This window comes from Paenibacillus sp. GCM10027627, assembly GCF_042675505.1.
Taxonomy (GTDB): Bacteria; Bacillota; Bacilli; order Paenibacillales; family Paenibacillaceae; genus Pristimantibacillus.
The window spans coordinates 108,092-120,164 of record NZ_JBHTHB010000003.1; the positions used below are offsets into that span (position 1 = coordinate 108,092).

At 47.2% G+C, this 12,073-nt stretch carries 19 protein-coding genes; 1 reads left to right on the forward strand and 18 read right to left on the reverse strand.

Annotated elements, in window-relative coordinates:
* Positions 1 to 45 precede the first annotated feature (45 nt).
* Genes ACFQZE_RS12250 through ACFQZE_RS12260 form a run of 3 tightly spaced genes read right to left on the reverse strand, consistent with a single transcriptional unit; the run spans position 46 to position 2,685 of the window.
* Complete coding sequence (locus ACFQZE_RS12250; protein ID WP_379357234.1) at positions 46 to 804, reverse strand: iron ABC transporter ATP-binding protein; 759 nt, start codon at positions 802 to 804, stop codon at positions 46 to 48.
* Entirely contained in the window at positions 801 to 1,742 is a 942-nt protein-coding gene (locus ACFQZE_RS12255) for an iron chelate uptake ABC transporter family permease subunit (protein ID WP_379357236.1), read from the reverse strand. Before ACFQZE_RS12255 ends, ACFQZE_RS12250 begins: the two co-directional genes overlap by 4 nt.
* Positions 1,732 to 2,685, reverse strand: coding sequence for an ABC transporter permease (locus tag ACFQZE_RS12260; RefSeq protein ID WP_379357238.1), 954 nt, complete (start codon positions 2,683 to 2,685; stop codon positions 1,732 to 1,734). Before ACFQZE_RS12260 ends, ACFQZE_RS12255 begins: the two co-directional genes overlap by 11 nt.
* A gap of 373 nt (positions 2,686 to 3,058) precedes the next feature.
* On the opposite strand from ACFQZE_RS12260, the gene ACFQZE_RS12265 reads away from it, so the two are divergent.
* Positions 3,059 to 3,181 carry a DUF6254 family protein gene (locus ACFQZE_RS12265; protein ID WP_379357240.1) on the forward strand — a complete coding sequence of 41 codons (123 nt, stop codon included), beginning with the start codon at positions 3,059 to 3,061 and terminating at the stop codon, positions 3,179 to 3,181.
* A 132-nt stretch (positions 3,182 to 3,313) separates the two neighbouring features.
* Here ACFQZE_RS12265 and ACFQZE_RS12270 read toward each other — a convergent pair whose 3' ends face one another.
* The 15 genes from ACFQZE_RS12270 to ACFQZE_RS12340 form a co-directional block, all read right to left on the reverse strand.
* A complete protein-coding gene (locus ACFQZE_RS12270) occupies positions 3,314 to 3,601 on the reverse strand; it encodes a HesB/YadR/YfhF family protein (RefSeq protein ID WP_379357242.1) in 288 nt (95 codons plus the stop codon).
* A 120-nt stretch (positions 3,602 to 3,721) separates the two neighbouring features.
* On the reverse strand, positions 3,722 to 4,537 hold the full coding sequence (locus ACFQZE_RS12275; RefSeq protein WP_379357244.1) for an ABC transporter permease: 816 nt from the start codon (positions 4,535 to 4,537) through the stop codon (positions 3,722 to 3,724).
* A complete protein-coding gene (locus ACFQZE_RS12280) occupies positions 4,534 to 5,457 on the reverse strand; it encodes an ABC transporter ATP-binding protein (RefSeq protein ID WP_379357246.1) in 924 nt (307 codons plus the stop codon). Before ACFQZE_RS12280 ends, ACFQZE_RS12275 begins: the two co-directional genes overlap by 4 nt.
* Positions 5,457 to 5,663: a PLD nuclease N-terminal domain-containing protein gene (locus tag ACFQZE_RS12285; RefSeq protein WP_379357248.1), complete on the reverse strand. Its 207-nt coding sequence runs from the start codon at positions 5,661 to 5,663 to the stop codon at positions 5,457 to 5,459. Before ACFQZE_RS12285 ends, ACFQZE_RS12280 begins: the two co-directional genes overlap by 1 nt.
* A gap of 2 nt (positions 5,664 to 5,665) precedes the next feature.
* Positions 5,666 to 5,914 (reverse strand): sigmaY antisigma factor component, encoded by a 249-nt coding sequence (locus tag ACFQZE_RS12290; RefSeq protein WP_379357250.1) that lies wholly within the window; start codon positions 5,912 to 5,914, stop codon positions 5,666 to 5,668.
* Entirely contained in the window at positions 5,899 to 6,258 is a 360-nt protein-coding gene (locus ACFQZE_RS12295; RefSeq protein ID WP_379357252.1) for a YxlC family protein, read from the reverse strand. The genes ACFQZE_RS12290 and ACFQZE_RS12295 overlap by 16 nt, the downstream gene beginning before the upstream one ends.
* Entirely contained in the window at positions 6,245 to 6,781 is a 537-nt protein-coding gene (sigY, locus tag ACFQZE_RS12300; protein WP_379357254.1) for an RNA polymerase sigma factor SigY, read from the reverse strand. Before sigY ends, ACFQZE_RS12295 begins: the two co-directional genes overlap by 14 nt.
* A 236-nt stretch (positions 6,782 to 7,017) precedes the next feature.
* A complete protein-coding gene (locus ACFQZE_RS12305; RefSeq protein ID WP_379357256.1) occupies positions 7,018 to 8,604 on the reverse strand; it encodes a PH domain-containing protein in 1,587 nt (528 codons plus the stop codon).
* The gene (locus ACFQZE_RS12310; protein WP_379357258.1) at positions 8,597 to 9,076 is read right to left on the reverse strand and encodes a PH domain-containing protein; all 480 of its coding nucleotides are present in this window, start codon (positions 9,074 to 9,076) and stop codon (positions 8,597 to 8,599) included. The genes ACFQZE_RS12305 and ACFQZE_RS12310 overlap by 8 nt, the downstream gene beginning before the upstream one ends.
* Positions 9,077 to 9,190: 114 nt before the next feature.
* On the reverse strand, positions 9,191 to 9,658 hold the full coding sequence (locus ACFQZE_RS12315; protein ID WP_379357260.1) for a YhfM domain-containing protein: 468 nt from the start codon (positions 9,656 to 9,658) through the stop codon (positions 9,191 to 9,193).
* A 73-nt stretch (positions 9,659 to 9,731) separates the two neighbouring features.
* Positions 9,732 to 10,217 (reverse strand): hypothetical protein, encoded by a 486-nt coding sequence (locus tag ACFQZE_RS12320; protein WP_379357262.1) that lies wholly within the window; start codon positions 10,215 to 10,217, stop codon positions 9,732 to 9,734.
* Between the two features lie 22 nt (positions 10,218 to 10,239).
* Positions 10,240 to 10,665: a hypothetical protein gene (locus ACFQZE_RS12325; protein WP_379357264.1), complete on the reverse strand. Its 426-nt coding sequence runs from the start codon at positions 10,663 to 10,665 to the stop codon at positions 10,240 to 10,242.
* The gene (locus tag ACFQZE_RS12330; protein WP_379357266.1) at positions 10,662 to 10,862 is read right to left on the reverse strand and encodes a hypothetical protein; all 201 of its coding nucleotides are present in this window, start codon (positions 10,860 to 10,862) and stop codon (positions 10,662 to 10,664) included. The genes ACFQZE_RS12325 and ACFQZE_RS12330 overlap by 4 nt, the downstream gene beginning before the upstream one ends.
* A gap of 14 nt (positions 10,863 to 10,876) precedes the next feature.
* Complete coding sequence (locus ACFQZE_RS12335) at positions 10,877 to 11,026, reverse strand: hypothetical protein (protein ID WP_379357268.1); 150 nt, start codon at positions 11,024 to 11,026, stop codon at positions 10,877 to 10,879.
* 143 nt (positions 11,027 to 11,169) lie between these two features.
* Entirely contained in the window at positions 11,170 to 12,060 is an 891-nt protein-coding gene (locus ACFQZE_RS12340) for a hypothetical protein (RefSeq protein WP_379357270.1), read from the reverse strand.
* Positions 12,061 to 12,073: the final 13 nt, after the last annotated feature.

Below are 12,073 nucleotides of genomic sequence, written 5' to 3' on the forward strand. Positions count from 1 at the left end.
GTTGTGAAATATAGAAACAAAGCCTATTGGCTGTTGCTTGTACACTTATTTGAAATAAACTCCGATGCGATTGCCGTTTACGACCTCTATCGGGATGTCCATATCGTAAATGTGTTCCAGCACGGCGCTGTCGATGATCGATTCCGCCTTGCCTTCCTTGACGATCTTTCCGTCTTTGAGCGCCACGATATAGTCGGAGTAGCAAGAAGCAAAATTAATATCGTGAATGACGATAATGACCGTTTTCCCCAGCTCCTCCACCAGACGGCGCAGCACCTTCATAATTTGAACGGAATGTTTCATATCGAGATTGTTAAGCGGTTCGTCGAGCAATATGTACTCCGTATTTTGAGCGATGACCATGGCAATAAACGCCCGTTGATTTTGACCGCCGCTTAGCTGATCCAAATAGTTGTGCTGCAAAGCGATAAGATCCATATAAGCGATCGCCTCGTCGACCCTCGCCCAATCCCCTTTGTTCAGCTTTCCTCCGGAATAAGGAAATCGGCCGAAACTGACGAGTTCTCTAACGGTAAGCCGCAAATTCACATGATTGGACTGTTTGAGGATAGAGATTTTACGAGCAAGCTCTGAGCTTTTCCAATCTGCAATATCTTTGCCGTCGATTAGCACTTGCCCGCTGTCTTTCTGGAGCAGCCTGCTCATGATCGAAAGTAGAGTGCTTTTCCCCGCCCCGTTTGGCCCGATAAACGACGTAATGCCGCCTTCGCGAATGCGCAAAGAAACCTTTTCGACAACCGGCTTGCCGCCGTATGCTTTCGAAACCTCTTTCACCTCAATCATGCTTTACTCTCCCTTACAAGCAAATATAAGAAATACGCTCCGCCAATAAAATTGACGATGACGCTCACCGTCGTTTCGAACGTGAACACTCTTTCCACGATGAGCTGTCCGCCGACCAAAGCAATAATGCTGATCAGCATGGCCCCCGGAATAAGAATGCGGTGCCGATAAGTATTCAAAAACTGATAAGCCAAATTGACGACGAGAAGGCCCAGAAACGTAATCGGCCCAACCAGCGCAGTAGAAATCGCAATAAGAATCGCGACGATAACAAGCAGATTTTTCACAACAAAATTGTACGGCACACCTAAATTGACCGCATGCTCCTTGCCTAGAGACAGCACATCAAAATATTTCGCAAACCGCATCCCATACAAACCTACAGCGGCAATACCTATGATGGACAACACGAGCAAATCTGTATTGACATTGTTGAAGCTTGCGAACATTTTGCCTTGAATCACCAAAAAGTCGTTTGGATCGATCAGCACTTGCATAAACGTCGACAGGCTGGCAAACATCGTCCCCATCACTAGCCCTACCAGCAGCAGAAAAAAGATATTGTTGCCTTCCCGCTTAAAAATAAGCTTATACAGCACGCCGACAAACAGCATCATAATCAGCACGGTAAGTCCAAAATTGACTAATTTGTTCGTACTCGGCAAGCTGACCACGCCGAAAGCGAACACCACAAACGTTTGAATCAGCATATAAAGCGAATCCAGCCCGATGACGTTAGGCGTCAAAATTCGGTTGTTCGTCATCGTTTGGAAAATAAGCGTTGCGTAAGCGATCGCTCCCCCGGTAAGCACAATTGCGAGCACCTTTTTGAATCGCCTTTCCAGCGCGTAATCCCAGTTGTGCGGCAAATCAATGAGCAAAAATGCGGCAACCGCAGCAAGAGCAAGTGCGGCAAGCAAAGTCAGTTTAAGCTTCATACGCTTTTCTCCTCATCAGCAGATACAGAAATAGGACGCTTCCGATCACACCGACGGTAAGTCCGATAGGTACTTCATAAGGGTAAATGATGACGCGGCCCAAAATATCGCAAGCCAGTACAAACACGGCGCCAAGCACAGCCGTATGGATCAGACTCTTTCGCAAATGGTCGCCTACATAGAGAGAAACAATGTTGGGAATAACAAGCCCGAGAAACGGAATCGTACCAATGGTCAAAATGACAACCACCGATATAAGCGCCACAATAATTAATCCAATATTGACGACCAGCTTATGATTTAAGCCTAGGTTGACCGAAAACTCTTCGCCCATGCCGGCAATTGTAAACTTATTGGCGTATAAATACGCCACAATTAACAATGGCAAGCTCAAATAAAGCAGCTCGTACCTTCCCGACATAACAGAGGAGAAGCTCCCTTGCAGCCAAGAAGTTACGCTTTGGATCAAATCGTTTTTGTAGGCAAAAAAGGTCGTCGCCGCATTGATGATATTGCCGAACATAAGCCCCACCAGCGGAATAAAGATCGTATCTTTAAATTTGAGCCGATCCAGAAACTTCATAAACAAATACGTTCCCGCAAGAGCGAACGCAAACGCAACGAGCATCTTTTGCATAGTAGTAGCCGATGAAAACACAAGCAAAGCTACAAGGATGCCGAGCTTGGCCGCATCATCCGTTCCCGCCGTCGTCGGCGATACAAACTTGTTGCGCGTGAGCTGCTGCATAATGAGTCCGGCGATGCTCATGCTGATTCCGGCAATTAATATGCTGACAAGCCGGGGAATACGGCTAATCGACATCACTTGCCATTGCTCCTCCGTCATGCTGAACAGATCAAGCGGCGAGATCGATTTTACACCGATAAACAACGAAGCGGCCGACAAGACCACAAGCGCTACAACCAGCATCCATAACTTCATGTCACAACCTCAAATCCAAAAAAGTGCCCCTACAGAGATAATAATTCTCAATTGGTGCCAAAAAAAATTACCCTATAACTCATTTCGCTGTTATCAGTGATAATGATTATCACAGGAATGTTCATTATGCCACTGTAAAAAACGCAAGTCAACCTTCACGCTCCTCATAAGTGCGCATTTTGGCCAATTTCCCTCGTAATTTGAACGATCCATGACGATTCCCTTAAAATCGTTGCTTTTCCGGTTTTACTATGTCTTTCGATAAAACGCTTCATTTGGATGTCTTCTCAATTCATGCCCTGCATTTTCATTTCCATACATGAATGCTCCGAGGGGCTTAGCGCCATGCTAATGGAGGGGAGGTGAAGCACCCATGACATCGTCCAAAAACAGACGAGAAAATGCTTGGCACCAACGCAAGCATCGCCAGCGCCCTCACGGCAAAATCAAGTCGCTCGAACAATTAAGCGAACAAAGCGGCCCTTCCCAGTCCTAATTTTTTTTGTATCTTATACGCTCAATAGACAAAAGAAAGACGCCGCCTCTGCCGGGATTTCCCTTTAGAGACGGCGTCATTTCTGCCATTTAAGCCAATGTTCAAAAGCAGCCCATCATGGAACCGCCCAATTCAACTTACTTTCATAATGATTTCTTCATATTGCTCATTAAAGGAAATACGCAGCTCCTTATTATCTACATACCAAAGATTATCATCTTCCAAATAAAAAGTGATGCCCTCCACCAAATGCTTTAGGCCCGCATTTCTCGGCTCTTCTTTTGTAATGCCAAGGGATAGACCGGGATGTACGCTGCCGCATCCTCCGAGCCGTACGAAGATTCGAAGGCTGTCGCCATCGCTTAGCCCCATTTGCTCCTTGTACCAACGCGCTGCCGCTTGCTCCACCACTAAATTCATCGCTTCCAGCTCCTCCCTTGATGTCCGGGTCATGGTTCACCCTTAGTCACTCCATTATAACCTGTAGGACAAGGAATGATCACGCATCATTTTTCGGAAAATCGCTGTTTTGTGTCCTGGCTAGTCCAAAGAGGAGGTGCGTTCAAGCGCTTTGGACGAGCCGATCAGACATCCTGCCATAAGAATTGCCGTAACGGCAAGCGGCCAGCCGACTTGGGATAGGCTCACAAAGCCGCCGTCCATAATTGCTTTGCTCGCATATCCGCTTAAGGTGCCGGGGCTCCATTTCATATATTTAGGCATTGCGCTAGCAGACAGGGATAATAGAACCGCGAGTCCCAATGCGGAAAAGGCGGCTGCCGGCGGACTGCGAAGCAAAGAACTAAACAACAGCGTCACGCTCATTATAAAAGCAAGCCAAAATCCAAACAAAGCATAGCTGGCTAGCCAAGCTGCTGGATCTACTCCTTCAAATAATTGAACCGTATAGTACCATGCAGCGGCATAACCGGCGAGCAGCGATCCTAAAGAAAGGGCAACCATGCTGGTCCATTTTGAGCCAATATAGGCTAGGAAAGAAATCGGCTTTACCCAAGTAAGAGTTGCCGCTCCGCTGTTTCTTTCGCCAGATACCGCCCCCATAGAAGCGAGAACGAGAATGAGCACCCCCATCATGCCAAATTGCGACAGAGTACCCGCCAGCACCTCCGCTCCGCTTGGCAGCGGGATTTCGATGACGGCCCCTTCTGGCATATTGCCCGCTTTTTCAATAATTTCGGGCATAAAATAACTCGTCACGGGCTGCATAACGCCAAGTACAATAAAAACGAGAGGAACCCAAACCAGTTTAAAGCTCCGGCTTAATTCCAACCATTCCTTGTGCAACAGCGCAGCAAACTTCCCTGCTCCCGCAAAGCCTGAATGTGAAGTTGTCACGCCCCCACCACCTTCATAAACAAATCTTCGAGCGACGTATATCCCGCTTCAATTCGGCTAAATGCGATTTTCTCCCTCGCCAGTTCTTCTATAAGCCACTGACGCGTCGTTTCCAAATCGGCTGCTTCCAATCGCAGAACGTCATTTTGAAATGTTGCTTTATCAAACGGCGCTCCCGGCTCATCGGTCCATTTCTTTACCCATGCCGCCGCCTTGAAAGACGGCTCCAGCCGAAGCTCGATAACCGGCTCTCGATAGTCACTTCGGATTTGCTGCAAGGAACCTTGAAGCGCGACTTCCCCGCTTCTCATAATAACGACATCGTCGCACAACTCTTCGGCATCATGCAGCACATGAGTGGAGAACAAAACCGTCGTCTCCCGTCTCAGCTCCTTCAGCAGCCCCAGCACTTCCCTTCTTCCAAGCGGATCGAGAGCCGATACCGGCTCATCCATAACAAGCAGCCGCGGCCCATGGATCAATGCTTGGGCTAGACCAAGCCGCTGCTTCATCCCTCCCGAGTAGCCGCCTATTCGGCGCCCAGCCGACTCCGTAAGGCCGACTCGTTCCAGCAGTTTTTTCGCGCCTGCTTTGGCGTCCGCTCCCGATAATCCGCATAACTTCCCGGCATAGACGACATATTCAAATCCAGTCATCCACGGCGGGAATGAAGGGGACTGAGGCAAATAGCCGAGCATGCTCTTCCAATCCTCTCCTTCCCCAAAGCCTTGGAAGCGGATAGTGCCGGAAGTCGGCTTCAACATTCCCGTCAGCATACGAATCGTTGTCGTTTTGCCTGCGCCGTTAGGGCCGAGGAGAGCGACGCATTTCCCTTCTTCGATCGTAAAGCTTACTCCTTTTACAGCTAGAGTCGCTTTAAACGTTTTGACCAATTGGGCAACTTGAAGCAGCTCTGCCACTAGCTATTCCTCCTGCCGAACACAAAAAACGCCACTGATCCCAGCAGGTTAAAGAAAAGGATAATTAAAATCCACATCCATTTGGGCCCTCTCGTCTCCCTAGCCCTGATACAGAGAACAATCGCAATAACCATCAAAATCAATTGGATGATTAAAAGGGGCAGCAAAATATTGGCGATGCTTGCGAAATCGATCGATTCATTCATTTTTAATCCCTACTTTCTTTTGAATGGGGTTTATTTCTTTTAAACCATTTGCTCCTTTTTAACCATCCTTTTCGAACGACGAGCCAATACACGATAAGCGGAAGCGGAAAATAAACGAGACCCCATATCCCCCAAAACCAGTAATTGGCGTCTCTTTTGCGTGCATCCAAAAAGAGCCACGTCGATTGAGAAATTAAGATGCCCGCCACCAGCAGCCAAAACCAAGGCGATTCCTCTAGCCGTTGTTCCATTTACGCTTCACCTTCTTGCCGGATGTAAAACCGAGAATGATAAAAGCCGCCGCTGCCACAACCGCCTGAAATACAATAAATAAGACAAAATGGACCTTCGCCGCCCAAAGCATGCCCGAGAGCAAAACAGCCATAACAAGCCAGAAGTAAGCCAGTTCTCTCCACATCCTTCCGCGTATGTCCTTCCGATGCTGCCCAACAAAAGCTTCCACTGCCTCCGCAGAGGGGGGCTCTTTTTCAAAAGCGGCGTCCAGCTTTTTCAGCTCGTTCGCTACGTTTAGATCGAACCATAACTGATCCTCTTCATAGAGCTGCTCTTCGTCACCTCTTTTATTTTTCTTCATAGCTTAAGAGTCCCTCCCTTAATTGCTTCAGCCCTTGATGAAGCCTTGATTTTACCGTTCCGACAGGCGTGTCGGTCATAGAGGCGATTTCCTCCTGCGAGTAGCCGTAATAATATTTAAGCAGCACAGCCATTCGATGCTTTTCATCCAGTTCTCCTATCGCCTGGAGAGCTTCAGGCCATTCGTTCATGCGGCCAAGCGATTCGTATCGAAGCAATCGGAGCGATCCCTCCTCCTGCTGCATCCACTTTTTTTCCCGCTCTCTCCTCCGGGCCCCGTCAATGACTAGGCGTGAGGCAATTGAAATGAGCCAGGTCGTAAATTTGGATTGCGAGCGGAAAGCCGATATGTTCTCTACCGCTTTCAGCATCGTCTCTTGCGTAATGTCTTCTGCCCGATTTTTATCCATCGTAAGCTTAAGCGAGTATTGATAGAGGAAGGAATAATGCTGCCGGAGCAGCTCCGACAACGAACGAACATCGCCTTTTATTGCCCTCTTCACCAATGTTGCCTCATCTAGCACCGCGCTTTCTCCCTTCCTTCACTTAGCCTGTAACTATGTGACGATTAGCAGAGCCGTTTCGTTCATTACGGCAAACTTTTTTTATTCATAGCCTCTATTTCTTGCAAAAACAGCAATGCCGCTCGCTCTTCATTGAAGAAAAGCGAACAGCATTGCTGTTTATAGATTAGTCTTTAATGTTTACAAATGACAGTATTCTTAACTGATTCATTTAGATGGTTTCGCCATGAAGCACTTTAACATTTACGCCTTTTGCTGAACCAGTTCCAGGCCGGCTCAACGTCGGACGCGTTAAGTCCAAGCACCTTGTAGCTATACGTGCTTCCAAGGACATGAACGTATATCGTCATAACGCCTTTTTTGCGCTGTGCATCCGTACGCTTTACTTTCATAACCACGATACGGGATTTCCGAACATAATACGTCATTCGATGAATGTTGCGGCGGCGCAACGTAAGTTGGCTTTCTTGAAGAAGCAATCCAGCCGAATGATGACTGCCGATTCTCCACCACATAATAAAAGGGATGATAAGAAGCGACCATGCCCCGCTCGCGCCAAAAAAGTAAATCAGCGCCGCACATCCCGAAAGCGCCACAATCAATGGTGTTCGAATGTAGTAAAGAAGCGCCTTCTTTGGCGATTTAGCCCATTCCTCTTCGTTGTTCAACGATATTCCAAGCTTAAGCTCGTCAAGCAAGCTTTGGATTTCGGACACTCGGATAAACGGATGCAGCATCAACTGCTCCAGCTTATCGGAGGAGACAATTTGTAATTTGACTTCCGCATAGCCAAACGGCTGACGGAGCCAGCTCTCGTTTACAATAACCGACTGGACTTTTTTCGGGTCGAACAAAATGCTCTTTTTCTCAAGCAATCCATAAGAAAGCGACAGTTGTTGCCCATCCCTGCGAATGGTAAAACCGCTATATTTCAAAATATATAATACAATAGAAAGTATCCATACTAACGCGATAAACATAACGGCCGCAATAACAATAAGCAGCGTATCCGGCATCAGCTCCGTAGAATCCTGAACTACATTTTCAAAAAAATGATCCGGCAGCAGCAAGTTGATAAAGTCGTCCGCAAACGAATACAAACCGGCAATAAAAGCAGCCGCCAAACCGAAGTTTAGCGAAGTAGCCGCTGCTTTAAACAACTTCCCCGCATCAATCGAAACGATTGTTTCTGGCTCCTGCTCCTCAAGAACATAAGCACTGGAGCTGTTAGCAGCAACGTTGCCGCTATTGTCAGAGGAGCTGTCATTCCCGTTTCCATCGCCCGAGAGGGCTTGAGCTGTAGCTTCACTCTCATCAGGCAAGGAATTTGGAGTTGTGTAACCTTCCTCAAGAACAGTCGCTTTGTTCGCTCCCAATTTCGAAAACAATCTAAGCTGCTCTTTGATCCGGTTTGCTTCTGCCATAGACAGCGTCTCCATAACGCCTTCCGCCTTTTGTTTGCCGCCGCCTGGCGTTTCGATTTTCAACTGGACGACGCCAAGCAAACGCTGAATAAACGGCTGTTCCACGTTAACCGAATGAATGCGCGAATAATAGATTGTTTTTTCCTGACGGAAAAATACGCCCGAACGTATGACGAGACGGTCCTCTTCTAGCCAAAATCCGAACCGCTTCCAGTGCATATAACAAATAAGAAGAAGCAGGAGGAACCCTGCGCCTATTCCGGCAAACCAATACCATTCAATTTCGCTCCAGCTTACCCCTTTAAGCAAAAAGATAATAATGACTGGCAGAAAAGCTCGAACGACGGACAATACGCCGAATAAAATGTAGGCTGGATGAAGCATTCGTCTTTCATTCATCAATTTCATCCACCCTTGCCAATTCGCCAATGCGACGCTTAAGAGATTCCGCCTCTTCACGCTTAAGCCCTACGATCTGATGAGTAGTAGCAGCCGTGACGACCGATACGCTGGCAAGTCCAAACTTCCGCATAAGCGGCCCGCTCCCGAGCTCAACATGCTGCACACGTACCATTGGAATTAAAACGTTGCTAATAAAAATAATGCCTGATTCAATTTCCAGCTCTTCTTCAAACAGCTCGTACCGAAATCTCTTGTATTTGATGTTAGGCACAATCCATGTAAACAAGATTAATGAAGCAACCCACACACCGCCGCTAATCCAAGCCGGGAGAAGCGTCCAATCCTGCCACAGCGCCAAAATCAAATACGCGACTATAACGAGAAGGAAAATGCCATTGGCAATGAGCTCCGATATTCGGTATACCTTTAAGTAATCGCGATGAAGCCTTTTTGATAATTCCCGATTCATTTCGTCCACTCCTTCTATTTATAACCCCCTCCTATTACACCAATTTTCCAAAGGACAGTCAACCCGTGCATAAATTCCCTATGCTCTCCCCCCTATATTTTAACGGCTGTAAGCTTATAACTTCATATTTATGGCTTCCATAAACTCAATCCAACTTCCAGTTCCCTCTTCCGAAACAATATAAACGGTATGAGTATCGTCTACTCTCATCACTGTACTTTTTTGTCCTTTATCGCCTATCCAAATGTACAGACTCATATAATTATTATTTTCATAATCGATTTCCACATCGTAATCGCGGCCTTCCATATCCATATTCACAATTCCTTCTGATTTGGTTGCGCTTGAAAGGAGGCGTTGAAAAGCTTCAAGTTTTTCCTTTTCTTCTACTGCAATTGCATGTTTGTCATTTAGTTTTGAAACCCGAATGCTCTTAATAGTTCCGTCTACTAAAGAAGTTTTTTCTAAATAGGCTGATAAATTAGCTTCAGAGCTTAAATCATCCCCCTCTGTGCGCTGGCAGCCCAATAGCAGAGCTGTCATAAAAGTTAAGGATACGAATAGAATGATCAGTCGTCTCAATGTCGTCTCTCCTTTACAGAAGTCTTCTTTCAAAATAGACGATGGCTTCCTTCCAAATGTTCCCTTATTGCGTTTACCCTACGACTAGCTCCGCCACTCCTTTCAGTTCCCATTCCAATGGTCTCATGACATGAAAGGCTCGCGGGAAAACGACTTTTACAATCAAAACAACGCCCGGCCTTTCAAGGACGGCTTCAAATGAATACCGATCGTTCACGTAACGATACGGAAACTTCTGATCGGCATTCACCACCTCAAACACCAATATTTCCACGGGATCGCGCAGAAAAGTGTCCTCCAGCGGCACTCCGTTTTCGTCCACCCATAAATTGCGCTGCAAATACAGCTTGGCCGCTTCCGCCGCCGCAATTGAATCCAGCTTGACCACTCCGTCACCTAAAGAAACTTTGTCCAATTGCTGAGCCGCCGCATGAGCCGCCCGGTTGACTGCTCGTTTCCCTTGATACAGCGTCTTCATGGCGATCTCTTCTTCCACTTGGATCAGATGTGCAAACAGCCATACGGTCATCATTGCTGCGATTAGCAGAAGCTTATACAACCACTACGCCTCCTGTCGGCATTTATGGGACATATTCGCTCATTTTCATCCCGAACGCCTTCATTTTTTGTTCTGGCGCTATCGGCTGAACTCCAATTAAAGAATCTATGAAAAACAAGTTTTCATAAGGGTAACTGATCATAAGAGAAATACCGGTTCCCCGCGGCACCGGAAGCCCTGCATCTGTAGCGCTGACCCCGCTTGTTGTTCCGTATTCATAAAGCAGCTTTTCGCCGCTTAGCCCAAACTTCCTTAATCGTTCAATCGATTCGAGCTCCATGTCACGGCTAATAAATCCGTAAGTGCCGCTGGAGCCAACCTCCAGCAAATAATCAACCTCTTGCTGCAAAACAGCCTGCCGCATAATAGCTACATGCTTGTAAATAGGGGAAAACATTATCCAGCACAGCATAGCGGCAAATAAAACAAACAATAGCAGCTGCTTCAAGGACTCATCCCTTCAATGTAATCGGCCATATTTCCGCCGGCCCGGTTCAGTCCTGCTTTCAATCCCGTTTCCCCTTCGGCAGCGGATGTATAGATGAGAACGGCGGTAATGAGCAGCAGCAAAGACATGAATATTGCGCGCAGACGGCATCCCCCCAATCTAATCGTTCCAAGCCTTCCGTTCCAAATCAACTTCATCGCCATCTCACCGATTAAGGCAGCATTTCGCTGATTTTCGAATTGGCAGAGTCGCCTTGCGATTGAATTTGGCTTACCGTTCCCGTTTTATCCTTGGCAATAATCCCATTAAACAGCAACACCACAACAACCAGCATCATGACCGTCACTAAAATATTGCGCATTCCCTCACCCGCCTCCTATTAACAAAAATATTCACTTTATGGCTACCCGCAAAAAAGAAAGTCTGTATCACTCCGAAAATCTCTATCATTACGGAAATCTCTATCATTACCGAAATCTCTATCATTCTGAAAATCTATGTCACTCAGCCTAGCGATTGAAACAGCTCCTGCCCCTCTCTAACCCACGGGAAAATAAACACTTGAAACGTGTAGAGGATGGGAACGCCCGCAATCATAAACAGGATGTAAGAAGTTGATTCTTTGCGGCTTTCTTTTGCCAACTCCAGCTTTTCCTTATAATCTGCAATTCTGGCGCGCAGCAACTCGTAATATTGACCGCTTTCGTGCTGCCGAAGAGCATCTATCGTCTCTGCAAAGCTCATTCCGTCATCGGTGCCCAATCTAAGTTTGAACTGACGAAGGGCAATCGCAGGATCGTAATACCATTCCGCCAGCAGCCGCTCTATATCTCCCCTCATGACCCTTGTATAAGGTACGCAGCGCATCAACTTTGTATGGATATGGAGAGCCGAATCCGACAAATACAACAACTGGCTGCTGACTACGTAAATTTCTTTCGTCAACTGAATGGCTCTTAGCTTGCGAAGGGCGCCCAGCCACCACTTATCAATCATTAACCCGCCAGCGGCGAGTAAAGGAATTACCGCTAGCAAACCCGCTTTCATATCGGTCAATGATTGATGCCATATGCCGATAACGAGCGTGGACAGTGTCAGACAAGCCGCCAACGCCATTCTGCGCGCCACCATATACCATCCCGGATCGGCTGTCAGGCCGCTCCCTGCAAGCAGCCATTCCCTCTCCTGATAAACAGCGCTTTCTCTAGAAACGCCTGCCAGCTTCAACCATCTATCGGAAACGGGAACCGTCCTCCATTTTAGAAAAGCAAGCCTTTTCGAGCGGCTGCTCCTTCTCGGTATAAGCTTAAGCAATATGTAAACCGCAATTCCGGCGAACAGAAGCTGCCCAACTACGCTCCCCCAAAACACTACTGCTGTTAACGGCTCCGCCATTGCCCTAAGCTCC